This window comes from Opitutaceae bacterium (assembly GCA_015075305.1).
In the GTDB taxonomy this organism is placed as follows: Bacteria; Verrucomicrobiota; Verrucomicrobiia; order Opitutales; family Opitutaceae; genus UBA6669.
Genome location: JABTUS010000005.1, coordinates 1 through 23,230 on the forward strand (window position 1 = coordinate 1; position 23,230 = coordinate 23,230).

General features: G+C 61.3%; 17 protein-coding genes and 1 pseudogene. 9 read left to right on the forward strand and 9 right to left on the reverse strand.

The window, feature by feature from the left end; genetic code table 11:
* Positions 1 to 100: 100 nt before the first annotated feature.
* From HS122_10565 to HS122_10580, 4 genes are all read right to left on the reverse strand, one after another.
* Positions 101 to 613 carry a hypothetical protein gene (locus tag HS122_10565; GenBank protein MBE7538845.1) on the reverse strand — a complete coding sequence of 171 codons (513 nt, stop codon included), beginning with the start codon at positions 611 to 613 and terminating at the stop codon, positions 101 to 103.
* Positions 610 to 1,926: an RHS repeat-associated core domain-containing protein gene (locus HS122_10570; GenBank protein ID MBE7538846.1), complete on the reverse strand. Its 1,317-nt coding sequence runs from the start codon at positions 1,924 to 1,926 to the stop codon at positions 610 to 612. The genes HS122_10565 and HS122_10570 overlap by 4 nt, the downstream gene beginning before the upstream one ends.
* A gap of 279 nt (positions 1,927 to 2,205) precedes the next feature.
* Positions 2,206 to 3,147, reverse strand: coding sequence for an RHS repeat protein (locus HS122_10575; protein ID MBE7538847.1), 942 nt, complete (start codon positions 3,145 to 3,147; stop codon positions 2,206 to 2,208).
* Positions 3,144 to 3,638 (reverse strand): hypothetical protein, encoded by a 495-nt coding sequence (locus HS122_10580; protein ID MBE7538848.1) that lies wholly within the window; start codon positions 3,636 to 3,638, stop codon positions 3,144 to 3,146. Before HS122_10580 ends, HS122_10575 begins: the two co-directional genes overlap by 4 nt.
* Positions 3,639 to 4,145: 507 nt before the next feature.
* Here HS122_10580 and smc point away from each other — a divergent pair.
* Together smc and HS122_10590 are read left to right on the forward strand one after the other, a co-directional pair.
* Positions 4,146 to 8,009 (forward strand): chromosome segregation protein SMC, encoded by a 3,864-nt coding sequence (smc, locus tag HS122_10585; protein MBE7538849.1) that lies wholly within the window; start codon positions 4,146 to 4,148, stop codon positions 8,007 to 8,009.
* 73 nt (positions 8,010 to 8,082) lie between these two features.
* The gene (locus tag HS122_10590) at positions 8,083 to 8,523 is read left to right on the forward strand and encodes a YraN family protein (GenBank protein ID MBE7538850.1); all 441 of its coding nucleotides are present in this window, start codon (positions 8,083 to 8,085) and stop codon (positions 8,521 to 8,523) included.
* A gap of 171 nt (positions 8,524 to 8,694) precedes the next feature.
* On the opposite strand, the pseudogene HS122_10595 reads toward HS122_10590, so the two are convergent.
* Together HS122_10595 and HS122_10600 are read right to left on the reverse strand one after the other, a co-directional pair.
* Positions 8,695 to 10,106: pseudogene (locus tag HS122_10595) on the reverse strand (sulfatase).
* Positions 10,107 to 10,507: 401 nt separating this feature from the next.
* Positions 10,508 to 11,773 carry a dipeptidase gene (locus tag HS122_10600; protein MBE7538851.1) on the reverse strand — a complete coding sequence of 422 codons (1,266 nt, stop codon included), beginning with the start codon at positions 11,771 to 11,773 and terminating at the stop codon, positions 10,508 to 10,510.
* A 119-nt stretch (positions 11,774 to 11,892) separates the two neighbouring features.
* Between HS122_10600 and HS122_10605 the strand changes: the two genes are divergently transcribed.
* The gene (locus HS122_10605; GenBank protein ID MBE7538852.1) at positions 11,893 to 12,198 is read left to right on the forward strand and encodes a DUF971 domain-containing protein; all 306 of its coding nucleotides are present in this window, start codon (positions 11,893 to 11,895) and stop codon (positions 12,196 to 12,198) included.
* Positions 12,199 to 12,311: 113 nt separating this feature from the next.
* Positions 12,312 to 12,770 carry a phosphoribosyl-AMP cyclohydrolase gene (gene hisI / locus HS122_10610; GenBank protein ID MBE7538853.1) on the forward strand — a complete coding sequence of 153 codons (459 nt, stop codon included), beginning with the start codon at positions 12,312 to 12,314 and terminating at the stop codon, positions 12,768 to 12,770.
* A gap of 35 nt (positions 12,771 to 12,805) precedes the next feature.
* Here the strand turns inward: hisI and lpxA are convergent, their stop codons facing one another.
* On the reverse strand, positions 12,806 to 13,597 hold the full coding sequence (lpxA, locus tag HS122_10615; protein MBE7538854.1) for an acyl-ACP--UDP-N-acetylglucosamine O-acyltransferase: 792 nt from the start codon (positions 13,595 to 13,597) through the stop codon (positions 12,806 to 12,808).
* Positions 13,598 to 13,600: 3 nt separating this feature from the next.
* The gene (locus HS122_10620; protein MBE7538855.1) at positions 13,601 to 14,935 is read right to left on the reverse strand and encodes a bifunctional UDP-3-O-[3-hydroxymyristoyl] N-acetylglucosamine deacetylase/3-hydroxyacyl-ACP dehydratase; all 1,335 of its coding nucleotides are present in this window, start codon (positions 14,933 to 14,935) and stop codon (positions 13,601 to 13,603) included.
* Between the two features lie 190 nt (positions 14,936 to 15,125).
* On the opposite strand from HS122_10620, the gene efp reads away from it, so the two are divergent.
* A complete protein-coding gene (gene efp, locus HS122_10625) occupies positions 15,126 to 15,683 on the forward strand; it encodes an elongation factor P (GenBank protein MBE7538856.1) in 558 nt (185 codons plus the stop codon).
* Positions 15,684 to 15,775: 92 nt separating this feature from the next.
* Here the strand turns inward: efp and HS122_10630 are convergent, their stop codons facing one another.
* Positions 15,776 to 17,119 carry a thymidine phosphorylase gene (locus HS122_10630; protein MBE7538857.1) on the reverse strand — a complete coding sequence of 448 codons (1,344 nt, stop codon included), beginning with the start codon at positions 17,117 to 17,119 and terminating at the stop codon, positions 15,776 to 15,778.
* Positions 17,120 to 17,297: 178 nt separating this feature from the next.
* Between HS122_10630 and argS the strand changes: the two genes are divergently transcribed.
* The 4 genes from argS (at position 17,298) to HS122_10650 (ending at position 23,213) form a co-directional block, all read left to right on the forward strand.
* Positions 17,298 to 19,052 (forward strand): arginine--tRNA ligase, encoded by a 1,755-nt coding sequence (argS, locus tag HS122_10635; GenBank protein MBE7538858.1) that lies wholly within the window; start codon positions 17,298 to 17,300, stop codon positions 19,050 to 19,052.
* A gap of 99 nt (positions 19,053 to 19,151) precedes the next feature.
* A complete protein-coding gene (locus tag HS122_10640; GenBank protein MBE7538859.1) occupies positions 19,152 to 19,904 on the forward strand; it encodes a hypothetical protein in 753 nt (250 codons plus the stop codon).
* 13 nt (positions 19,905 to 19,917) lie between these two features.
* Complete coding sequence (locus tag HS122_10645; protein ID MBE7538860.1) at positions 19,918 to 21,408, forward strand: YihY/virulence factor BrkB family protein; 1,491 nt, start codon at positions 19,918 to 19,920, stop codon at positions 21,406 to 21,408.
* A gap of 179 nt (positions 21,409 to 21,587) precedes the next feature.
* Entirely contained in the window at positions 21,588 to 23,213 is a 1,626-nt protein-coding gene (locus HS122_10650; GenBank protein MBE7538861.1) for a peptidyl-prolyl cis-trans isomerase, read from the forward strand.
* The last annotated feature ends 17 nt before the right edge of the window (positions 23,214 to 23,230 follow it).

The following is a 23,230-nucleotide window of genomic DNA, read 5'->3' on the forward strand; positions in this document are numbered from 1 at the left end:
GTTTCGTGGAGGTTCCATTCCTCCACACTCGCAAACCATACTGCTTAGTCGGAGAGATTGTCCTTTGATGTCGCTCGACGCCGGCGACTTTACGGTTGAACTACTTTCGTGCCTTCTGGGGAATGTATCCAGGACCAAAGACATAGCCATGGCCTTGATTTCGCTCCCCCGCCGGAGAAATCATTGGTAAGCTTCGAATAGGTTTTTCTGGACCTCGTTTGGCCAATGTCAGAGTTTCCTTATCCAAGTAGATTCCCGCATTTGTATTCAGAGAAAATAGAGCACTATCATTTGCATCACGTTCCGAGTTCCTCTTGCGCACATTCCCATTTCCGACGGCTTGAAAAGATACAAACCACGAATTTCCTTCATCCAAAATTATAATGTTTTCAAAATATTCTGAGTCATCCAGAATCAGTATATTTCGTGCGGCTTGAATTATCCGCCCAACATTTTCCAATGTTGGCCTACTAGTCCTTCCATCCCGAAAAGGGAAGGCCTCACGAGACAGGAAAAATACAGTTGGATAGATTGGCACGTAATCCACCTTGCGCGAATCTTGTGCAAAATTCGTCAAGCAGAAAATGACTGCAAATACAATAAATCGGCTCATTTTTCGCATCCAGTCATTATAGCATCAACAAATTCCTTACTGGAGGTAACTTCGATGCCAGGCGAACTACTCAGCACTGGATAGGATCCTCTATAAGATGATAATTCACCTGACTTGTCCTCAATTGCCTTCACTCCAACCGAAATTACTGTCGCACTTTCGGGATTGAATAATACGATTGGTACTACTGGCGCCCCGGTGCTAAGTGCTACCGATTCGGGAAGATCTGATGAATTCACGCGGGAAGAGTGCGTCATGAATATCGCAATCACGCCAATCTCCTCAATCGTTTCTTCTATGATCTTACTTTGGAAGTAGCTATTCAAAGCCTCTGAACTTGAGAAAATATGTGTATCAAATACTTCTAGCGCTTTCCCCGTGACTATATCTCCGATGACTGCAGGGGCTTCATTCTTCCCACCAAAGATTACTTGAGTGAGTTCAGCTATCATTTCTCCCCACTTGTTGAATGCAGTCCCAGCTCTATCTATTAGTTGCTTGCGCTTGTCGCATGGCAACTGCTGAAGTTTTTCAACCAGTCTCTTAGTAGTCGGATTTCTCTCTGTTTCAATTGGAGTTGGATCCGATGAACCACCCCCTTCGTCCGAACTGCTGTCTCCGCTACCGTAGTCCACAGTTGTGTCGCCGTAGTCGAGATACCATTCAGCCGCGGAATATCCATTACTACGGATCCGCGCCGCTGTAACAGTGAACGCATCCAACTCGATGATTTCTTTGAGTCCGAGATCATCCCATTTATTGATTGGGTTGTTTCTCACGAAGGCATACAAATTCAATCCTCCGTTCTCCTGAATCGGATCCCGGCCGATGAAGCGGCCGGTTTTTGGGTCGTAGAATCGTCGGCCATAGTTGTACAGCCCGATGTCCGAAAAGTATTCCTTGGTTCCGTGGGCGTAGGTGAGGAGACCTATCGGCATGTTGGCAGGCAGGCCACTGGGATAGAATGCCACCTCGCCGAAGGCGCTCAGGCTTCGGCTGTAGCCGCCGCTGAAGCCCCAGATGTTTCCGCGTCCGTCATAGTGCGGCAGGTAGCCGATTCCATTGGACCACACAACGAGCAAGCCTCCGGTGCCGTCGCCGCTCGCATGCCGTCCGGCCAGATCCCTTCCCCAGAGGTATTGCGCGGTCTGCGTGTAGCCTCCCACGGTGTCGTACCGCAGAGCGACACGGTCACCATCGTAGAGGCGCCATGAGGTGCCTGGCACGCTGTAGCCGTAACCGGGCCACGGTTGCCAATAGCCGGTGTACTTCACGAGCCGGTGCCGATAGTCGTAGGCAAAGCTGTAGACCATCGAACCCTTTGTCACCTGAACGAGCCGATTCTCCGCATCGTAGACATTGGTCTGCGTGCCATTGCTGAGGAGATTGCCGTCGGCATCGTGGGTCCACGCGCTGCCCCCAACCGCCGTGTACTGGTTGAGCGCATTGGCCTGATAGGCGGCTCCATTTCCGTCACGCGGTTGCCTTGTTCGTCATAGCTCGACGCTTCCCGGTCCGATGTCAGTTCCGATCGTGGATTGTAGGAGAAGGGAATGCCGGAAAGAGACTGTCCTCCTTGTACTGCGTTTCGATCACGATGCGCGAAAAATCTCATCGCGGGTGTACTCGAAGCGGTGCGCGCTGAAACTCCCGCCACTGTACCGATTGTCATAAGACACGAGATCATCGCGGTGCGCCGCCCAAGTAAGTTCCTTTGTGTCGCTTCCGCCGATCGAAGCCGGCAGCCCTGAATTCGCGAGGTACGTGTAGGTGAATGTCGCCGGTCCGCTGACCGAGGACAGGAGCCCGGTTCCCGCTGCACAGGCGTAGTTCACCCCTTGCCCGAACGCAGTTGAGCCGGTGGGCTGCATCATCGGCGAGCTCTGCGTCCGCCGGCCATAGACATCATGGGTGTATGCAATCGACCCTGTGCCGAATCCAGTCAGCGTCAGCGCCTCGTTGGAGAGTTGATCGTAAGCCGTGTAACTCATTGTACGGCTGCCCACGCCATCGACAACCGTGGCGATGCGCCCGCGTCGGTCGTAGGTGTAGGTGATCCCCGGTGTGCCGTCCGAATAGGTCGTCGACAGGAGCTGTCCGGTGGCCGGGTCGTAGCCATAGTTCGTCACCACCCCGCGCGCCCAGGCGCGCGAGCTCATGCGTCCGGCGGCGTCATACGCATACGTCACGCTCATGGAGTTTGCATCGGTCTTCGCCAGAAGCAACCCTGTCGCCGATCCATATGTCCAAGTCGTCCGGTCATACGCGCCGGTTGTCGCCGTCGGCCAGGTGGCGCCGCTCCAGCCCGTGCCTCCCCGGTAGCTGCGCAGTTCAACGATCTTTCCGCACGAGCAGTAGCTGCGCTCGACCGGGTACGATGCCGATCCCCATTCCCTCACAACCCGGCCATGGAGGTCATACTCGACGCGCCGCGTCTGATTCTTCGCATCGGTGGTGGCGATGCGGCGCCCCGCAGCATTGTACTGGTAAACCTCGGTGATGCGGCTTGCGGCCAGATCGGCGGGATCGATCATGGCGCCGCCTCCTTTCCGCGGCCAAGTCGCGGTGTGAGTTTGCTCGGCGGAGCCGCCTTCTCCGGTCCGCGATCCGGCTTTCGTTCCTGCGCGTTCAGCCGGGATTCAAGTGCGAGCGCCTCCGCGGAAATCGGGTTCACCGCGAGCACGCGGGCCAGTTCGCGCCGCGCAGTTGTGCGGTCGCCGAGAATCAAAGCATGAACCCGGGCCTTGATCAGAATGGCCTGCTCCCGGCGGGCGGGATTCGAGTCCAACTCGCCCAGGAGGGAAAGGACCGCCGCGAAACCCTTTCGCGCTTCGTCCAGGCGGCCGTTCTCAAGATCGGCGCTGGCTTGCGTCCACGCCTTGAAAAACGCCGTTGCCTGAGCCTTCGGCAGGCTCAGCTTCAGGAATGCATTGGGATCCGACGGCGGTGCCTGCTCGCGCGCGGCCGTTTGCCCGCTCAGGCGTCCCTCGCTGGGCAGCACCGCCAGCAGCAGAATCGCCAGCAAAACTCCTTGGACAAATCGCCTGCACGCCGGCGAGCACGCAACGAGATGAAACGATCCTTTACGATTGTCGCGGTAACCGCCTACGGCACGGCAGCTTGTGTGTGTTGGGGGCGAACATGGGGTGCTGCACGAAGCCTCCGTGAATGCGATGATCGGGGGAAGGATCAGAGCCTTGGTGCGCTGCGAGATCAGCCGACACTCCTCAAGGTCCGCAATGAAATTCTTCAGTCACCGCCCCAATTGCGTGAGCTTCGCAAACTTCGGTGAGAGTTTTTTTGCGACACTCTGTTCGTGCCTCGATCTTCATGCCTCTCGTTCAGTCGACCCTCCTGCCAGCCTGCGGGCATTCACCATTTAACCCGTCGTTGAACCGGTGGCCGAATAGGATGCGTGAGCATGCCTCGGTTTGATCGCCCAGCCAGATGAAATGTCCGTGCACCGGCCCCATGCCGGGCAAATTTTTCCTTTGCGCGGGTAGCGTGGGGCGTCTGAATCGAGCGCTTATTCATGCATCTCAAGGCCCTCAAGCTTCATGGGTTCAAGTCATTCGCGGATCCAACCACGCTTCGTTTTGAACCAGGCGTCACTGCGGTTGTGGGGCCCAACGGCTGCGGCAAGTCCAACATCGCCGACGCCATCCGGTGGGTGCTGGGTGAGCAGAGCGCCAAGGCCTTGCGCGGCGGCAGGATGCAGGATGTCATTTTCGAGGGAGCCGACACCCGCAAACCCGCGCAGCTCTGCGAGGTATCCCTGCTTCTGACGGAGTGCGAGAAGCAACTCGGCAGCGAGTTTCATGAGATCGAGATCATGCGCCGGGTGCATCGCGACGGGCAGGGCGAGTATTTTTTCAACGGTCAGCCGTGCCGCCTGAAGGACATTCAGAAGCTATTCATGGACACCGGCATCGGCCGGACCTCGTACTCGATCATGGCGCAGGGGCAGATCGACCAGATCCTGTCGTCGAAACCCGAGGAACGGCGCGCGGTGTTTGAGGAGGCGGCCGGGATCACCAAGTACAAATCGCAGCGTCGCGAGGCGATGCAGAAGCTGGCGATGACCGACCAGAATCTGGCGCGCGTGGCGGATGTGATCGGTGAGGTGTCGCGGCAGATCGGCTCGCTGCGCCGGCAGGCGGCGAAGGCTTTGCGCTACAAGCGGCTCAGTCATCGTCTGCGGCACCTGGCTCTTGCCCAGTCCGGACACCAGCATGGCGGTCTCGCGGGCACGCTTGAGCAGCTTGAAACCCAGGTTGTCGCGCTGCGCGCCGCTGCTGAAACGCGTCGCGTGGAGCTGCAGCAGCGTCAGTCGGCGCTGGAGGAGAAACGCGCCGAGCGTTCGCGTCTCAATCAGCGCGTGCAGGAGGCGCAGCAGGCGACGTACGATCTTCGTTCCGAAAAGGAGCAGGCCGAGAACCAGGCCAACCTCGCGCAGATCAGGCGCACGGGTCTTGTGGAGCGGCTCGAATCCTCGCAGGAGAACCTCGGCGAACTGGAGATGCAGTTGCATGAACTGGCGTCGCAGGTCGATTCCGGCGCGAGCGACAAGCAGATGCAGCTCACGCTCCTCGGCAGTTCCGACGATGTCTTCCAGCAGCGCAACCGCGACCTCGCGATCGTCGAGGGCGAGTTGTCGAAGCACGAGCAGGAGCTGCAGCAGGCGAAGTTCCAGTTGCTCCAGCACGAGAGCACCGTGGCGCGGCTGCGCACCGACACAACCAGCCACGAGATCGACCAGCGGACCAGCGCGCAGCGCCACGACGCGATGACCGAGGAAATCGAAGGCGTGCGCGGACAGCAGGCGGCGGCCGCCGCAGCCCTCGCCGAGGTCGAGGCCCGCGTTGAGGAGGCGATGGTTGAGAAATCGCGCGCGCACCAGGAGGTCGGCGAGGCGCAGCAGGCGATCTCCGATCTGACGAAGGAATTTCGCGAGGCGCAGCGCAGGCTTCAGGAGATCGATCGCGGACTCGCCCAGCGCAGCGCCCGGTTGAAGCTGCTGCAGCAGCTTCAGGAAAAGCTGGAGGGCTTCGGCGAGGGTGCGAAGGCCGTGCTTCAGGGGAGGCTGCAGGACAGTCTCGCCGGGGCGACCGCGACACCGATCATGCAGGGACTCGAGGTGAAGCCCGAGTTTTCCAGGGCGGTCGAGGCGCTGCTGGGGTCGGCGGTGGAAGCGATTGCCGTGGCGGAAATCGGGACCGCGCAGCGGATTCTTGCGCAGTTGGAAAATGAGCAGATCGGCGCCGTTGTGCTCCGCGTGGCGGAGGTTGTCCCGACGGGCGATGCCGCCGCGCGCACGCTGCCCGCGGGACTTCGTCCAGCCAGCGAGGCGCTCGGCGTTGTCGACGAGAATCATCCGGCGCTGGCCCTGCTCGATTCCTGCTACCTTGCGGACGACATCCATGCGTTTCTTGAGTTCTGGAAGGCCAATCCCTCGTTCGCATTCCTGTCCGTGGCCACACGATCGGGCAGTCTGGTCGACCGTCGCGGTCTCGTCTACGGCGGGCACCGGAAGAAGTCGTCGAACAGCATCATGCAGCGCGAGGTGGACCTGCGCGAAACGGCGCGCGCGCTGGCGGATGATCAGCTTCAGCACGATTCGCAGCGGCAGGCCATCGACGCCCTGCAGGCGCGGCTGGCGGAGAACGAGGCGCGACTCGAGCAGGCGCGGCAGGATTTGCTGCTCGTGACGCAGAGTGTGGCGTCGGTTCAGCAGGAGCAGCGCGGCGCGGCAAGGTCCTGCGAGGACATCGGCAACCGTCTCGCTCGCCTGGAGCACGAGGTGTCATCGCTCGAGCAGGCGCGGCATGAGGCGGAGGCGAGATTTGAAAAGGCGCAGCGCGGCCTGGCGGAGGCCAACGCCGCTGCTGAAGCTCAGCGTGAGCGCATTGGCGCGCTCGAGGCGAAGATCGTTGAACTGCGCACCAATCGCGATGTGAAGCGCGAGACGCTCGCGCAGGCCCGCCTTGAACTCGCGGAGCACCGCCAGCGCGTGGAGGTGCTCGACCGCGGTCTCGCCGACATGCAGCGCCGCAGCAGCCAGCTCTCCGAGCTGCTGATTCAGCGCCAGCAGGAAATCGAGGTCTGGACCGCGCAGGTTTCCGAGCTCGAACAGGATGCCGCCCGGCAGAAGACCCGTTCCGCCCAACTGGCGGAGACTCTCGTGGTCGCGCAGGAACAGGTCGAGGTCATCCGCTGCGAGCTGGTGGCGATCGAACAATCCATCACCGGAGTCGAGTCCGGGCAGCTCGACATCCGCAATGACGCGGACCGTGCGCAGGCGGAGCTGAACCGCTGCGAAATTCGGCTGGCGGAGGACAGGCAGCGCGCGGCCTTCATCGAAGAGGAGGTGCAGCGGGAGTTCCAGATCCGCGTGGGCACGTACGACTGGCGCGCGCTGCTCTGGCGCTCGGATGACGATCCGCCCGACCTGAAGCAGCTTGACCTCGATGAAGAGGATGAGGATGCGGGCTCGCATTCGGGCGGCAGCCAGCCGGCGTCCGCAGAATCGGATGTGGCGACTGCCGCGCAGTCGACTGGGACCGCGTCTCCGGCACCGGCGCGGCGCAGGAAAAAGAAGGGTCCGCGCCCCGATCCCACCGAGGATGACCTGAAGCAGCAGGAGAGCACGGCGGACTGGGTGGCCATCAAGGCGGAGATCGAAGCGCTGCGGCAGAGGCTCTCCTCGATGGGCGCGGTCAACCTGGTCGCGATCGAGGAGTATTCCGAACTGAAGCAGCGCTATGATTTCCTGAAGACGCAGAATGACGACCTGACGAATTCAAAGGCCTCGCTCCTCGCGATGATCGATGAAATCAACCAGACCTCGCAGAAGCAGTTCTCCGTCACATTCGAGCAGATCAGGAAGAACTTCGCGTACACGTTCCAGACGCTGTTTGGCGGTGGCGTTGCGAATCTCGATTTGATCCAGACGGAGGACATTCTTGAGAGCGGGATTGAAATCACCGCGCAGCCTCCCGGCACGAAGCTCAAGAGTATCTCCCTGTTGTCCGGTGGACAGAAGACCCTGACGGCGGTCGCGCTGCTGTTTGCGCTCTACATGGTGAAGCCGTCGCCATTCTGTCTGCTCGACGAGCTCGATGCGCCGCTCGACGAATCGAACATAGGGCGGTTCACGGACCTGTTGAAGAAGTTCGTGGACGAGTCCCAGTTCATCATCATCACGCACAACAAGCGCACGGTTTCCGCGGCGCAGGCGATCTATGGCGTGACGATGGAGGAGCGCGGCGTGTCGAAGACCGTTTCGATGCGGTTCAATCACCTTGTCGGCGAGGCGGAGGCCGCTCCGGCGACGATCGCCGACGCGGTCCGCGGCTCCCGGGCCCCGGTTGAAGCACCCGCGGAAGTGGGTGTGTAGCGGGGCGAGGTCCCCCGCATCCGGTGAAGCGCGCGCGGGCATCGATCTATTGCTGAACACCGATTGACGGGGAATGGTCATGTGGACGCGACTCCAGAACCTGCTCGGCCTGGGCGAACCGCTTTCGACGGGGGCTTGGGGGGAGCAGGCTGCGGCCGGGTGGCTGGAGCGCGAATGCGGATTCAAGATCCTGGCCCGCAACTGGCGGAGCCCCGGAGACAGGCGCGACGAACTGGATCTTGTGGCGCTGGATGGGGCGATGCTGGTGTTTGTCGAGGTGAAGACCCGGCGTGCGTCGGCCCGGGTGTCAGGATACCATGCGATCAACCGAAGAAAACGCGCCGTCTTGAGAAGGGCCTGTGATGCATTCCTGCGGTGGCTCCCGCCCTCGCAGCGACCGGAGCACTTTCGGTTCGACGTTGTCGAGGTGGCGGTGAAGACGGGCGCCCAGCGAACGGCGACGATCTCCCATTTCAAGAACGCGCCGCTTTTCAGAAGGTACTACCGCCGGTGAGCCGAAGGAGAGTTTTTCCCTTCCCTGAGCATGACAAAGCATGCCCCTCCAACGGAGGGGGGAAAGCGAGCGATGGGTGGATGAATGCGATTCTGGAGGGGCACGCTCCGTCGTGACCGGATTGAGATCGGTGCAGACCGCCGCGTGCCGCCTGAGTGAACCGGCGTCAGTTCAGTTCCTGGAAAACCGGGCGTGAAGCTGGGCGCGGAGGCCCGCCACGACTTCGGTTTGTGCGGGTTGTTTGGCGAGATTGTGGCTCTCCAGCTGGTCGCGGCGGTGATCGTACAACTCCACGCCGTCCGCTCCGGCGGCGCCCCATTCCGTGTAACGCCAGTCTTCTGTCCGGATCGAGCGGCCATTCCGGACCTGGGTGAATGCGGGATACGGCCAGGGAGCGTCCGCATTTTTCAGGAGGGGCGCCAGGCTCCGCCCTTGCAGCGTCACTGGCGCGGGCAGACTGGCCAGCTCGGCCACCGTCGGGTAGATGTCGAGGAATTCGACGATGCGTTCGGTCTTGCCCGGTTTGGCATATCCGGGGCGTGGAACGATGATCAGCGGAGCTCGGGCGGATTCCTCGAACAGGCTTTGCTTCTGCCACTGGCCGTGCTCGCCGAGCAGATAACCGTGGTCGCTCAGAACACGACGATCGTGTTGTCGGTGAGGCCAAGGACATCGAGTTCGTGCAACAGGCGGCCCACCTGCGCATCCATGAATGAAACACACGCGTAGTAGGCGCGGATGATCTCCCGCTGCTGCCGGGTGGTGAGTCCCCAGAAAAGCGGATGACTCCTGACGTTGTCGGGCAGCCACAGTGCGGCGGATGGCACCTGGCTGAGGTCGGGGATGGCGGGGGCCGGGATCGAATCGGTCGGGTAGAGATCGAAGTATTTCTTCGGAGCGATGTACGGCGTGTGCGGACGATAAAAACCGGCCGCGAGAAAGAAGGGCTGGTCGCGGTGGGCGCGCATCAGCTCAATGGCGTGCGTGGCGACAAGGCCGTCGGTCTGCTCCCCGTCGGTGCCGTCGGCGGCGAGAAAGGAAGGGGCGATGCCGAGGCCCATCTTTGGAATGAAATTGGTGACGAGATCCTCCTCCTCCTTGTCGCGACCGCGGGGATTGACGGTTTCGTCCCATGACGCCGGGTCGTCGAGCCCCGGTGTGCCGACTTGTTTGGGAACGCCATAGTGATAGATCTTGCCGACGCGCATCGCACGATAGCCGTGGTTTCGAAAAAGCTGGGGCAGCGTCACGACATCGGGGAGTCTTTCGCGGAAGTGGGTGGTGAGGTTAAACACGCCAGTGGAGTCCGGGCGCATGCCGGTCATGACCGATGCGCGCGCGGGATTGCAGAGGGGAAACTGCGTGTAGGCGCGGTCGAAGGCCATGCCCCGGCGCGCGAGCGCATCGATGTTGGGAGTCCTGACGATGGGATTGCCATAGACACCGAGAGCGCAGGTCAGGTCGTCGACGGCGATGAAGAGCACGTTCGGCGGACGAACGGGCGCGGGCGCCTGCGCGCCTTGGCCGACCGTGGCGGCGCCTGCGAGGAAGAGGAGGGCAAGGATTGCGTCGATGGCCTTCATGGAGTTGAGGCGTTGATCATTTCTCGCTGGCGGCGGCGAGTCGACATCCCAATTCACGGTCGGCCGGGCAGCGGAGAAAATGAATGATGATGGGATTGGTGATACAGAGTCGGAGTTTTTCACGCGGAGCCGCGGAGCAGGCGGAGAGGAGAGAAAATCGAGGGGATTGACTTTCATCTGGAGGGGCACGCTCCGTCGTGACCGGGGGACGCGCGTCGCGGCTTGTTGGCGGAAGGATTTAACGCGAAGAGGCGGAGACGCGGGGAGGCAAGGGTCCGCAGATTGCGCGGATTTTCGCGGATTGAATTCCGAGATCGGAGAGTCTGCGCCAATCTGCGAAATCTGCGGATGGCGCGGTTTGCTCAGGCCTTTGCGCCCGCACAGGGCGGCAATGTCCTGCGCTACCTGGCCGCAAGGGACGGCGGTTTAGCATGTGCCGCGGCGTAGTCCTCCGCGACTTTCAGGACGCGCAGGGCGTTGCCACTCCAGAATTTTTTCACGTCGGCCTCCGTGTATCCGGCCGCGAGAATGCGTTCTGTGATTCTTGGGGCGCCAGTCACGTCCATCAACCCTTCCACGCCGCCGCCTCCGTCGAAATCGCCGCTGAACCCCACGTGGTCGGGTCCCGCGACCTTCAGAGCGTGGAGCACGTGCGCCATGTACTGGTCGAAGGTGGCCATGGGCATGGGATACTGACGCTCCAACTCGGCGCGCGCCTTGAGGTATTCCGCAAAACGTTCGGGTGACTCTATGTTCGAGCGACCGCCGAACCGGGCCATGAGGGCGGCCATGGCGTGATTGCGCTCCGGATTGATCTTCAGCGGCGCCACGTACGCGCTGAAGGCGTTCACCTGAATGACGCCCCCCTTGGCTGCCAGCGCTCTCAGGAGGTCGTCGCCGATGTTGCGGGGATGATCGTAGACATCCTTGCACCCGGAATGCGACAGGATGACGGGAGTCGCCGACAGTTCCAGAAAGTCGCGGAGCACCTGGTCCGACGCGTGCGACGCATCAAGCACGATGCCCAGCCGGTTGCACTCCTTCACGAGCTGTTTTCCCATTGCGCTCAGCCCGCCGTGCTCCGGACCATCTTTGTCGGTGGCGGAGTCCGCGAGATCATTGTTCGCCAGATGCACCGGCCCGAGGATGCGCACGCCGATGTCGTAGAACGTCTGCACGAGCGTGAGGTCATTGCCGAGCGGATAGCCGTTCTCCATCGAAAGGTAGACGATCTGCTTCCCCTCGGCGGCAATGCGCTCGGCATCCTCGCTTCGGGTGGCCAGCTCGAAATGGTCCGAATGCCGGGCCGCCATCTCGCGTATGCGAAAGGCGATCTTCAGCGCGGTGTCGCGCGCCTCCGCGTTGCCCGCCGGCGTGCGCGGCCCCTGCCGCACGTACAGCGCCCAGAAGCCTCCGTCGAAGCCGCCGTCCACCAGACGCGGGTAGTCCACCTGGGTGAAGTCGTCCCTCCAGGTGTGGCGCTGCATGACATCCCAGCCCGGACGCGCCAGGTTCACTGCGGAGTCGAAATGCGTATCGAGCACCAAGGCGCGTGCATGGATTTCAGCGGCGGTTTCGGCCATGCCCGTGGCGGCAAGCGTCATGCTGGCAATGATTGCCAGAAGGCTGGCGGATGCTTCGCGCAGACGCGATGGGAGTATCTTCATGGGAAAGGGCGGGGATTTCACTTCCAACGTGGACAAACAGTCGCCAGGGGCAAGCGTGGCGACTGGGGATTTTTTTCTGGGCAGTGCCGGGTCGCATTGATTGGCTCGCTCACTTGCCAATGCACACGCCGGTCGACATCCAACTCGTCGGGCCCGAGGTCGCCATTCGCTGGAGCGACGGACTCGAGTCGTTCCTGTCCGGCGAACAATTGCGCGCGGCCTCGCCCAGCGCGGAAACGCAGGGCGAAAGGGACATCTTTGGCAGGCAGTACGGCGGCGACGGCCCGAAGCGTTTCCAGGGCGTGTCCGTGCTGGGCTGGGAAAAGATCGGAAACTACGCGCTGCGCTTCGAATTCAGCGACGGTCATCGCACCGGGCTCTACAGCTACGATCTGCTTCGCGATCTGGCGGACCGACATTCGTAGGATCCCGCCGGATTGCCGGTCGTCGACGGAGTGGCGCGTCTCCGCTGCCCCCGTACGAAATTTGCGAACTCGTTCAGCACCGTTTCCTCCATCACCATCATCAACAATCCTCCATGTCACTTCCCCTGCGAACCACCACCACCGAGATCGAGCTAGGCCGGCAGCTTCAACCCAAGTTTGGATCCGATGGGTTGATTCCGTGCATCACCCAGGACTTCTCCACCGGCGAGGTCCTGATGTTTGCCTACATGAATGCGGATTCCCTAGAGCACACGCTGAGGACGCGGAAGGCCACGTACTGGAGCCGGTCCCGTCAGAAGCTCTGGGTGAAGGGGGAGGAGTCCGGCAATGTGCAGATGGTGCGCGAACTCCGCACGGACTGCGACCAGGATGTCCTCCTCATCCGCGTGGATCAGACAGGCGCGGCCAATGCGTCGTGCCACAATGGATACAGGAGCTGTTTCTACCGGCGCCTGGTCGATCTGGATTCGGCGGCTAACCGGGGTGACTTCTCGCTGGAATACACCGCGGAGCGGCTTTTCGATCCAGCGACGGTTTACAAGAAGAAGTAGCCCGCCGCGTTTCACGGCGAGATCGTCCGGGTGGATCAGGCACCGGGCCCGGGGGCGAGGCCCCGTTCGCTTTCGTGGGCGAAGCAGATCACCCGTTGAAATTCATCGGTGCCGGCGGACCCGTGCTGCGAGAGTCGTTCAAGCGCCTGGGTTCGATTGAGTCCGTCGCGGAAAAGAATCCGGAAGATCTGCTTCACCCGCTCGATCTGATCGGGTGTGAAGCCCTTTCGCTCCAGCCCGACCTTGTTGAACGCACGGTGAATCGCGGGCTGGCCGTCGGCGATGAGAAAGGGCCCGACGTCCTGAACGACCTTCGCGTACGCGCTGACCATGGCGTAGGCTCCGATGCGGCAGAACTGGTGGACGCCGCACACGCCGCCCAGGGTGGCGTGGTCCTCGACGACAACATGTCCGGCGAGCGAGATCGAATTGCTCATCACAATGTGGCTTCCAAGCCGGCAGTCGTGCGCCACATGGCTGTAGGCGAGTATCGCATTGTCGTCGCCGATCACGGTGAAGTTCCCGTCGTCCGTGGCGGCGTGTACTGAAACATATTCCCGGAGGATGTTGCGCGAGCCGATCCTCACCCCGGGCGATCCGCCCTTGTACTTCAGGTCCTGGGTTCTGGCGCCGATGCTTGTAAACGGGTGGATCTCGCAGTCCGCCCCGAGCGTGGTGAGTCCCTCGACGGAGGCATGGTGAAGGAGACGGCAGCGGTCCCCCAGGGTCACACCCGCGCCCACATAAGCGAAGGGGCCCACGTCGACATCGGCGCCCAGTTGCGCGGAGGGATCGACCAGGGCCGAGGGATGAATGCGCACGCCCATGCTTCAGGCCTCGTCGGGATTGTCGACCAGGGCGAACATCAGCTCTGCGGATGACACCAGCAGGCCATCCACGGTGCAGTTGCATTCGGCGGTGGCAAACTTGTCCCCGCGCGTCTTGGTCAGTTTGGCGACGATGGTGATGCGGTCGCCCGGTCTGACCGGCTTGCGGAATTTCGCCCGGTCGGCGCTCATGAAATAGGCGGTGCGCCCCTCGCTGGTGGAGCGCCGCAGCATGAGCACGCCGGCCGCCTGGGCCATGCATTCGAGCTGAAGCACGCCGGGCATGACGGGATTGCCGGGGAAGTGGCCCTGGAAAAACGGCTCGTTGATCGTCACGTTCTTTATCGCGACGAGCTCGTCATCGCCGCGGAACTCCGTCACGCGGTCGACAAGGAGAAACGGATAACGGTGAGGCAGGGCCTCGAGCAGGCGGCGGATGTCGAGTTCGGTCTCGGTGGGGCTGACCGTTGACGTGGTGCCCGCCTTTTTCCTGCCGGAGGGTTTGGCCGTCTGCTGCATGCGCTCGAAGATGGCGCGGGTGAGTTCAGCGTTGAGCTGATGTCCCGGGCACGTGGCGACAAGGTGGGCCTTGAGCGGCATGCCGAGGAGCACGATGTCCCCGATGATGTCCAGAATCTTGTGGCGGACAAACTCGTCCTTGTAGCGCAGGGCCTCCTTTGAGAGGATCGTGCCGCCCTTGATGACTATCGCGGAATCGAGGCTTCCCCCGCGGATCTTGCCGAGTTTGAGGAGCTCCTCGATGTCCTCGTAGATGGTGAAGGTCCGCGCACCGGCGATCTGCGCGATGTAGGTCTCCGGGTCGATTTCGATCGAGAGGTGCTGCGTGTGGTAGCCGCGATCGTCGGTGGATGTGCAGGTGATCTTGAGACCGTCGTGGGGCAGGGCGACGATCGAGCGGTTGCCCTTGATCACGGAGACCGGGGCGTCGAGCCGGTAGTAGACGCGGTCCTTGTCCTGCTCGACCGGTTCTCCCTCGAGGATGAGATTGACGAATGGCCGTGCGGAACCGTCGAGGATCGGCGGCTCGGCGGCATTCATTTCGATGATGACATTGTCAATGCCGCAGCCGTGCAGGGCGCTGAGCACATGCTCGACAAGATTGATCTTCGCGTGCCCCTCCTGGACCGTGGTATTGCGGACGAGATCGCCGACGAATTCGATCTTCGGTTTGATCTCGGGGTGACCGTGCAGGTCCGTGCGCCTGAAAACCAGACCATGGTTTGCAGGTGCGGGCTTGAAAGTGAGCTGGACGGGAGATCCGGAATGGAGGCCGGTGCCAGTGATGGAGACGGCGCGCGCGAGCGTGCGTTGTTTCATAGCGGAGGTCGCGAGAGTGACGTTGCGACCTCGGGAAGCGCAAGCGCGGAGGCGGGTTCGGCGGTCTGATAATCAGTCATTTGCCGGAAGATGAACCGGAAATTTGCCGGGAGTCCGGGAGTGGAATTCTTGACATGGCGTCTCTCAGGGGGGTATTTCCATACCCTTTTAACCCGATTCATCCCAGCCCATGCCCGCAGCCAACGACATCCGCAAAGGCCAAGTCATCAAGTTCAACGGCGAGCCCCACCTCGTCATGGAAACGCAGCACAGGACGCCCGGCAACCTGCGTGCGTTTGTGCAGATCAAGATGCGGAATCTCCGGTATGGGAAGGCCCTCGACCAGCGTTTTGCGTCGACGGACACGATTGAAGTGCTCCCGACCGATCGCCGGACGCTGGAATTCAGCTACGCGGATCGCGACTCCTATGCATTCATTGATCCGGAGAGCTTTGACCAGATCGAGCTGAGCGAGGGCACGTTGGGAGACGTCAAGAATTACCTGACCCCGGGCGGCAAGGTGGACGTTCTCTTTGTCGACGAGAAACCACTTTCCGTGGACCTGCCGTCTGCGGTGAATCTAAAGATTGTCGAAAGTGCGGAAGGTGTGAAGGGTGATACCGCCAGCAATGTCCAGAAGCCTGCGAAGCTTGAGACAGGACTCGTGGTCCAGGTGCCGCTCTTCATCAAGGAAGGCGAGGTCATCCGAGTCAGCACGGCGGATGGCACGTATCTGGGTCGCGCCTGAGGACGGGCGCATCATCCGGGCACGCTCCGTCGTGACCAAAGAAAAAGCCGACCTTCCTGGTCGGCTTTTTCTTGGTAGGGTTTGTGGGCCGTTCAGGCAACCCGCTCGACCACAAGGGGCGGCGGGGTGGGGCGCTTGGGTGCGAGGCGGTAGGCGTCCTTGAAGTAATTGAGCGCCTGCTCAAGCTTGGATTCGTCGTTGTAGTGAATCATCATGAGCGGCTCGCCCTGCTTGACCTGGGTCCCGACCTTGCGGATCTCGGACACTCCAACCGCGTGATCGATCCTGTCGGTCGGCGAATTCCTGCCGGCTCCCAGAATGTGCACGCCGTGCGCGATCATCGCGGCATTGATCGTATGCACGTAACCGCGTTTTGGCGCCGGAAGCTTCCGGATGTGCCGGGCCTGCGTGAATTTCTCCGGATGATCAATGTAGGTGGCGTCGCCCCCCTGCGCCTTGACCAGCTCCTTGAGTTTCTCGAGGGCGGTGCCGTCGGTGAGGTGGCGTTCGACCGTCTGTTTGGCTGACAGCGTGGAACCGGCAACGCCGGCGAGGCGGACGATTTCCATGCCGAGTTTGAGCACGAGTTCCTTCATGTCCTCGGGGCCCTCTCCCTTCAGAAGCTGGATCGCCTCCTTGATCTCCAAGGCGGTGCCCACGGAGTCGCCAAGCGGCTGGTTCATGTCGGTGACAAGCGCGACGCAGCGCCGTTTCATCGAGCGGCCCACGCGGGTCATCGAACGGGCGAGCTGCTTTGCCTGCTCGAGGTCCTTGATGAAGGAACCGTTGCCCCACTTGACATCGATGACAAGGCCCTCGGATCCCTCCGCGAGTTTCTTGGAAAGCACGGAGCCGGTGATCAAAGGCAGGCTCGGGATGGTTCCCGTTTCCTTGCGCAGGTCGTAGAGCCTGGCATCCGCGGGGGCGAGATCCTCGGACTGCGCCACGATCGCGCCGTTGATGCGTGCGAGCTGGTTGACAAACTGTTCGTTGGAAAGGTGCGCCTTGAAGCCCGGGATCGCGGCGAGTTTGTCGAGCGTGTTGATGACGTAGTCATGTTCATTGCCGCACATCATCGGAACGACGACGCCGGCGGCCATGGCGAGCGGCACGAGCACAAGCGAAGTCTTGTCGCCGATGCCGCCCGTCGCGAACTTGTCGATCTTCGGTTTTGCAATGCCGGAAAGATCGATCACCTCGCCTGACAGCATCATCTCCTCCGTCAGATCCGCGGTCTCCTGGGCGGACATTCCCTGAAAATAGATCGCCATCGCCAGCGCGGCGAGCTGGTGCCGGGGCATTTCACCGTCGAGCGTGCTATCGATCAGATAGCGGACCTCGTCCTTGGTGAATTCTCCGCCGTCGCGTTTCTTTTCGATCAGGAATTCAAAACTTGGCTTGATAAACCTCCTGGGAGGGATGTTGCGTTTCGTCATTGTGCTGTGTGAATAACTCGTCGCGGCCCGTGAGCCGGAAAAGTTTACGAGCCAAACATTCCTAGCTGTAATGTCGAGCCAAAACGGGCTGTGATGCCGTGGTTTTGCGCAGAGAAACCCGAGGGCGGGTCTCAGATCTCGCTTGCCCGTACCGGCTTGGATTTGTCTCGTGGGACCGATGCACGCATCGTTCCAAGTCTCGGCTGACCTGAATGCCGCCTTTCTCGCGGCCGCACGGGCTGCAGATCTGAATTCGAACTTCAGACCGGAGGTCCGCACCGCTGACCCCCGGAATGGCGATTTCCAAGTGAATGGTGTGCTTGGTTATGCGAAATCGAATGGCCTGAATCCACGCGCCTTGGCCGAGAGGCTTCTGGGCGAGCTGGGTGCCGAATTCCGAGAGCAATTCGATGTCGCTGTCGCTGGTCCCGGCTTCATCAACATCCGCATGAAACCCGAGGCCGTGCTTGCCTGGCTGCGCACGTATGGGAGCGCCGGTCAATTGAAGGAAGGGGCCGCAAACTTTTATCGGGGCAGGCGCTATGTCGTGGACTTTAGTTCACCAAATACAGCCAAACAACTGCATGTTGGGCATGTCCGGGGGATGGTCATTGGAGTGGCCATCTGTCGTTTGCTTGCGTTTTGCGGCGCCGAGGTGATTCGCGACAATCACATTGGTGATTGGGGCACGCAGTTCGGGAAATTGATCTGGGGCTACAAGCATCTGCGTGACGACGCGGCATTGGGCGACGATCCGCTCGAGGAACTGGAGCGCATTTACAAGGCTGCGGATGCGGCGGCAAAGGCTGATCCGGCGACGCTCGACGCCGCCCGGGGTGAGCTGGTCAAACTCCAGGCGGGAGATGCGGAGAACCGTGCTCTTTGGGAGAAGATCAATGCGATCAGTTCGGGAGCGTTTGAAGAAATCTACCGAAAGCTCGGCATACATTTTGATCACCAGTTGGGGGAGAGCTTCTATAACGACCGGCTGGCCCAGGTGTACCGCGAGTTGTCGCAGGCGGGCCTGGCGACGGAGTCGGAAGGCGCGCTCGTCGTTTTCCATCCTGAACACCCGCGCTTCAATGAGCAGCCCTTCATCATTCGCAAGTCCGATGGTGCGGCGAACTATGCGTCCACCGACCTTGCGACTATGCTTTACCGCGTGGAGCATTTCAGGGCCGATGCGGTGGTTATCCTGACCGATGCGCGACAGACCGATCATTTCGAGCAGCTCTGGCTGACAACGCAGAAGTGGTTCGCGGCGACCAAGCGCCCGCTTCCGCATTTTGAGCACGTGTCCTTTGGCTCGATACTCGGTGAGGACGGCCGGGCGATCAAGACCCGCTCCGGTGACCCCATCAAGCTGAAGACGCTCCTTGCGGAGGCGGAGGAACGCGCATTGAGAGTCGTGACCGAGAAATCTCCGGAGCTGCCGGAATCGGAGCGCCGGGAAATCGCCTCGGCGGTTGGAATCGGCGCGGTGCGTTATGCGGATCTTTCCCAGAACAGAAGCAGCGACTACGTTTTCTCCTGGGACAAGATTCTTTCCTTTGAGGGCAACACCGCGCCCTACCTGCTTTATGCAGTGACGCGGATTCGCTCGATCTTCAGGAAACTCGGGGTGGATCCGGCGGACGCTTCGGTCACAGCCGGCGCGACTGCGCCCGAGACCGAGGCGGAGATGACCCTGGCGAGAAAACTGATCGGGCTTGCCAGTGTCCTTGAGCTCACGACGCAGCAGCTTCGTCCCCACTATCTTTGCACCTACCTCTACGATCTGGCGGGTGCATTCAGCGGGTTCTACACGGCGGACAAGGTGATTGTCGACGAAGCTCCCGTGCGTGCGCGCCGTTTGCTCCTTTGTGCGAGGACGCTCCTGGTTCTGGAGGAAGGCCTGCATCTCCTAGGGCTGCGCACCCTTCAACGTATGTAGGGTTTCTGGGGGGGGGCGCCCTCAGGGGCGGGATCCGCCGATTCATGCCAAAAGAGCCTTGCGGCTTGTCGCCGTGCCTAGCAGCATTTCGGCAAACCAATGGCCACGCAGGAGTTTTATATCCGCGCCGCGACAGAGACCGACGCGCGAGGTCCGTTCACCCTTGAGCAGTTGACCTCCCTTGCCGAGGCCGGGCAGGTATCACCAGCGACGCTCTACTATGATGCGTCGACGGAGCAGTGGGCGACGATCGATTCCAATCCGGAAGTTCTCGCGGCGCTTTTCCCCGAGAAGAAGCGCCTGCGGATGAAGCCGAAGGATCTTCCTGGAATCGGCAGCAGCGACCGCTCCTCGACGCCGATCACGGTTGATGACATGCTCCTTGCGGCGGAGGGCAAGACCGCGGACACGCGCGATCGTTCGGATCCAATTGTCACTCAACTGCGTGCCGCCCGGATCGGCATGTGGGCGCTGATCGTCCTGCTTCTGGCGAGCGCCGCGTCACTCATACTTTCCCGCCCGTCGATCGATCTTCTGATCGCAAAGGATTTCGGCGCGCTGCTGGGCCAGCCGTTCGCGATCCTCGGCGCAATCGATCTCTTCTTTGCGGTGATGCTTCTGCTGCAGATGGTGAGCCTTTATTCAGTCATTCGATTCAGGATCATCTTCGGCCTCGGGTTCATTGGTTTTGTCCTGTGGTCGCAGAGCGACGTTGTGCCGATGATCGCGCTCGCCGTTGCCTCGGCGGGAATGTACCTCTGCACCATCTTTGTGTCCTACGTGCCGCTTGCCGTTGCGATCGCCGCAGGGTTTACGGGCATGGCTGGGTTCGCCTATTTCATGCTCGCCTAGCGGCGGTCCGGCCATGGAGACGCTGGCAACCCGGTGGGCGAGACTTGTCCGCCTTTTCCAGGTCACCATCTGGCAGGTGCAGTTCTTGAACGAGCGCTCCGTCCGCGGGCGCGTTTTCGCGATTCTGCGCGTCATATCGATCACGTACTCGGGCCTGACGAAGACCAATGCGGCGAGCCGTGCCGCGGCACTGAGCTTCAGCTCGCTGCTGGGCATCGGACCGGTGGTGGCCATCGCCGTGATGGTCGCGGGGTTTGCGCTGGACAAGGACGACCCCAACCTCGTCGCCAACACGGTGCATCGCCTCGTGGGATACGTCGCTCCCCAACTCGTCCAATACGAGCGCATGGCCGCCGCGGAGCGCGCGAAGGAGGGGGGCGCCGCAGTGGACGCAGGCGCGGCGGCGCAGCTCAATCCCGAGCTGATTGAGATCGTCAATGGATTTGTCGCGAGTTCGAGCCGCGGGGCGCTGGGTGCCTTCGGTGCGCTCATGCTTGTGGTGATTGTGCTCCAGCTGTTCACCTCGATTGAAACGGCGTTCAATGAGATCTGGGGTGTGCGGCGCGGCCGATCATGGCTGCTGCGCCTCGTGTTCTACTGGACCATACTGACGCTGGGAGCCGCGTTGTTTTTCACCGCCGCGACCGGTTTGTCGGCGGGGGCGCTGCTCAATGCCTTTGCGGAGAAACTGCCGTTTCGAAATGAGATCCAGTCCCTGCTGCAGCTTCTCCTGCCCGTGGCATCGGCTGTACTTCTGACGGTTCTGCTCGCCGTCTTCTACCGGACAATACCGAACACCCGGGTGCTTTGGAGCGCGGCGTTTGCCGGTGCCGTTGTTGTCGCCTTGCTCATACTCCTGAACAATTTCCTGGCGGCGCTATATCTGAAGCGCGTGCTGTTGACGCGAAGCCTCTACGGTTCCCTCAGCATTGTGCCGGTGCTGATGCTGGGCCTGTACATCTTCTGGCTGTTTGTGCTTCTGGGCGGGACCGTCAGCTATGCGGTTCAGAATGTGCACTTCCGAAACAGCCAGGCGGCGTGGAACAGCCTGTCGGAAACACTGCGCGAGCGCCTGACATTGATTGTGCTCCTGAGCATCGGCCGGCGGTTTGAAGCCTGTCTGGAACCGTGCACAGCGACTCAGCTGAGCGAGAAGCTAAAGGTGCCGACGCAGATCCTGAATGAGTGCCTGAACCGCCTCGTGCAAATCCAGCTCGTGTCGCCGGTGCCCGCGCAGGAGGCCGACACCGCGGCTGACTTCCGCTACCAACCCGCACGGCCGCTTGGGCGCGTGACCCTGAAGGATTTCAAGCGCCGGGATGACGAACTCGGCGAGACGCCGATGTCGATCTCGCTCACGCAGACCGATCCCATTCTGGCGCTTTATGATGCAGAATTGGGGTCGATTCTCTCGAACGAGCTCTTTGCCACTCCGCTGGAGGTTCTGTTTGAGAAGTATCCATATGAGGCGGCAAGACAGGAGCAACGGGGAGTTCCGGCCTGAGCGGTGTCCAACAGCGGCGGCTGGCGTGATGGAGGGATGCCTTTGGCGCGCGATCGTCGGTTCACGCGGCCTCTGTATCGGACGGTTGACACTTGGAGCCGCGAATCTAGCGTCGGCGGTTTCATTCAATGATTTCTTGGATCCAGAGAACGTTCCAGCAGCACTTTCGACTGATATTCATGGTCCTGCTGGCACTCACGATTGTTGCCTTCGTCTTCACGATCGGTGCCTCCCCTGGCATCGGCAATGCGGGCCAGAAGCAGCTGAGCCGGCCGTTTTTTGACGTCAATCTCGGCAATCAGGATGATGTGGCCCGCGTCATGGGCGACGCGCAGCTCAGCATTTACCTTCAGGTCGGATATCCCGCTCTCAGCGGCGATCAGCTCGAGCTGTTTGGACTGCATCGTCACGCGGCGCTGGTGCTCGCCAACAAGCTCCGCATCCCGGGTCCGACGCCGGCGGAACTCGAGGCATTTGTCAAAACACGCGGCGCATTCATGGGGCAGAACGGAACCTTCGACCCCGCCCGCTATTCTCAGTTTCGCGATCGCATCAAGCTGAACCCGGGTGCGGGAGAAGGTGATGTGGCGCGGGTGCTTGCCGACGACTTTCGGTATGAGAAGATGCAGAAACTGCTCGCGGGGCCCGGTTATGTGCTTCCCGGTGACATCAAGGCCGAACTCGCCCAGAGCGACACCTCGTGGACGCTTGCGGTTGCGACTACGGACTATGCCGCCTATTCTCCCAAGATTGAGCCGACCGATGCAGACCTGAAGAAGTACTTCGAGGAAAACAGCTTTCGGTATGAGATTCCTCCGCAGGTGCGCGTGCGTTCCGTCGACTTTCCGGCTTCATCGTTCCTGGCGCAGTTGAAGATCAAGGATGCCGATGTCCGCGCCTACTATGACGCCAATCCGGCTCGTTTTCCGAAAGCGCCCGTGAACGGGCCGGACAGCAAACCGGCGGTCCAGCCCGACCCCGGTGCCGCCGCAGATGCCGATTTTGCGGCGGTGCGCCCCCAGGTCCTTGCGGCGTTGACGCAGGAGCGCGCGCAGCACCTGGCCGCTGAGGCTGCGAGCAATCTGACCCTTGCGCTCTATGAGGGGAAGGTCACCCGGGCTGGAGTCGAAGCCTTCCTCAAGGAGCGAAACCTGGTTGCGCGCAGCATCCCGCCTTTCGGCCGCGATGCGGTACCCGCGGAATTTGCGGCGTCATCAGAAGCCGGCGAGGCGGCTTTCAATCTCAATGACAACCGGTACTATTCCGACGCCGTTGCCACACCAGGCGGAAGCGCCGTGCTTCTTTGGGAGGAATCGATTCCCGCCAGACATCCCGAGTTCGCTGAAGTCCGCGCGCGGGTTGTGACCGACTATGTGGAGAACGAGAGGCGGAAGCGTTTTGTCGCAGCAGGACAGGCTGCGCGGGGACAGATTGCAGCACGGCTCAAGGCTGGCGACAGTCTTGAGGCTGCAGTGGCTGCAGCGGGCACCTCGGGGCTGAAATTTGAGGTGAAAACCTATCCGGCCTTCACCGCGCAGTCGCCGGCGAAAGACCTGGACCACTCGATCCTTGGGGCGATTCAGAATCTTTCGAAGGGTGCGTTGTCCGAGATGATCATTTCCGGGCCCAAAGGCAGCATTGTGCAGGTGGTTGATCGCAAGATGCCGGTTGTTGATGATACGAACCCCCGCTATGCGGAAACCCGCGCGCAACTGGGGCAGTATCTCGGTGCAACCGCGGCCCGCAGCCAGCTCTCCGCCCTCGTTGACGCGGAACTTGCGAAATCTGCGCCGATCAATCCCTGAGCACCGGCATCCCGACC

Coding starts and splice junctions, on each gene's coding strand:
- smc (MBE7538849.1), top strand. CDS start 4,146: ATGCATCTCAAGGCCCTCAAGCTTCATGGGTTCAAGTCATTCGCGGAT.
- HS122_10565 (MBE7538845.1), bottom strand. CDS start 613: ATGAGCCGATTTATTGTATTTGCAGTCATTTTCTGCTTGACGAATTTT.
- HS122_10600 (MBE7538851.1), bottom strand. CDS start 11,773: ATGAAGATACTCCCATCGCGTCTGCGCGAAGCATCCGCCAGCCTTCTG.
- HS122_10620 (MBE7538855.1), bottom strand. CDS start 14,935: ATGAAACAACGCACGCTCGCGCGCGCCGTCTCCATCACTGGCACCGGC.
- HS122_10645 (MBE7538860.1), top strand. CDS start 19,918: ATGGAGACGCTGGCAACCCGGTGGGCGAGACTTGTCCGCCTTTTCCAG.
- HS122_10570 (MBE7538846.1), bottom strand. CDS start 1,926: ATGGTCTACAGCTTTGCCTACGACTATCGGCACCGGCTCGTGAAGTAC.
- lpxA (MBE7538854.1), bottom strand. CDS start 13,597: ATGGGCGTGCGCATTCATCCCTCGGCCCTGGTCGATCCCTCCGCGCAA.
- hisI (MBE7538853.1), top strand. CDS start 12,312: ATGTCACTTCCCCTGCGAACCACCACCACCGAGATCGAGCTAGGCCGG.
- efp (MBE7538856.1), top strand. CDS start 15,126: ATGCCCGCAGCCAACGACATCCGCAAAGGCCAAGTCATCAAGTTCAAC.
- HS122_10640 (MBE7538859.1), top strand. CDS start 19,152: ATGGCCACGCAGGAGTTTTATATCCGCGCCGCGACAGAGACCGACGCG.
- HS122_10650 (MBE7538861.1), top strand. CDS start 21,588: ATGGTCCTGCTGGCACTCACGATTGTTGCCTTCGTCTTCACGATCGGT.
- HS122_10630 (MBE7538857.1), bottom strand. CDS start 17,119: ATGACGAAACGCAACATCCCTCCCAGGAGGTTTATCAAGCCAAGTTTT.
- HS122_10575 (MBE7538847.1), bottom strand. CDS start 3,147: ATGATCGATCCCGCCGATCTGGCCGCAAGCCGCATCACCGAGGTTTAC.
- HS122_10605 (MBE7538852.1), top strand. CDS start 11,893: ATGCACACGCCGGTCGACATCCAACTCGTCGGGCCCGAGGTCGCCATT.
- argS (MBE7538858.1), top strand. CDS start 17,298: ATGCACGCATCGTTCCAAGTCTCGGCTGACCTGAATGCCGCCTTTCTC.
- HS122_10590 (MBE7538850.1), top strand. CDS start 8,083: ATGGTCATGTGGACGCGACTCCAGAACCTGCTCGGCCTGGGCGAACCG.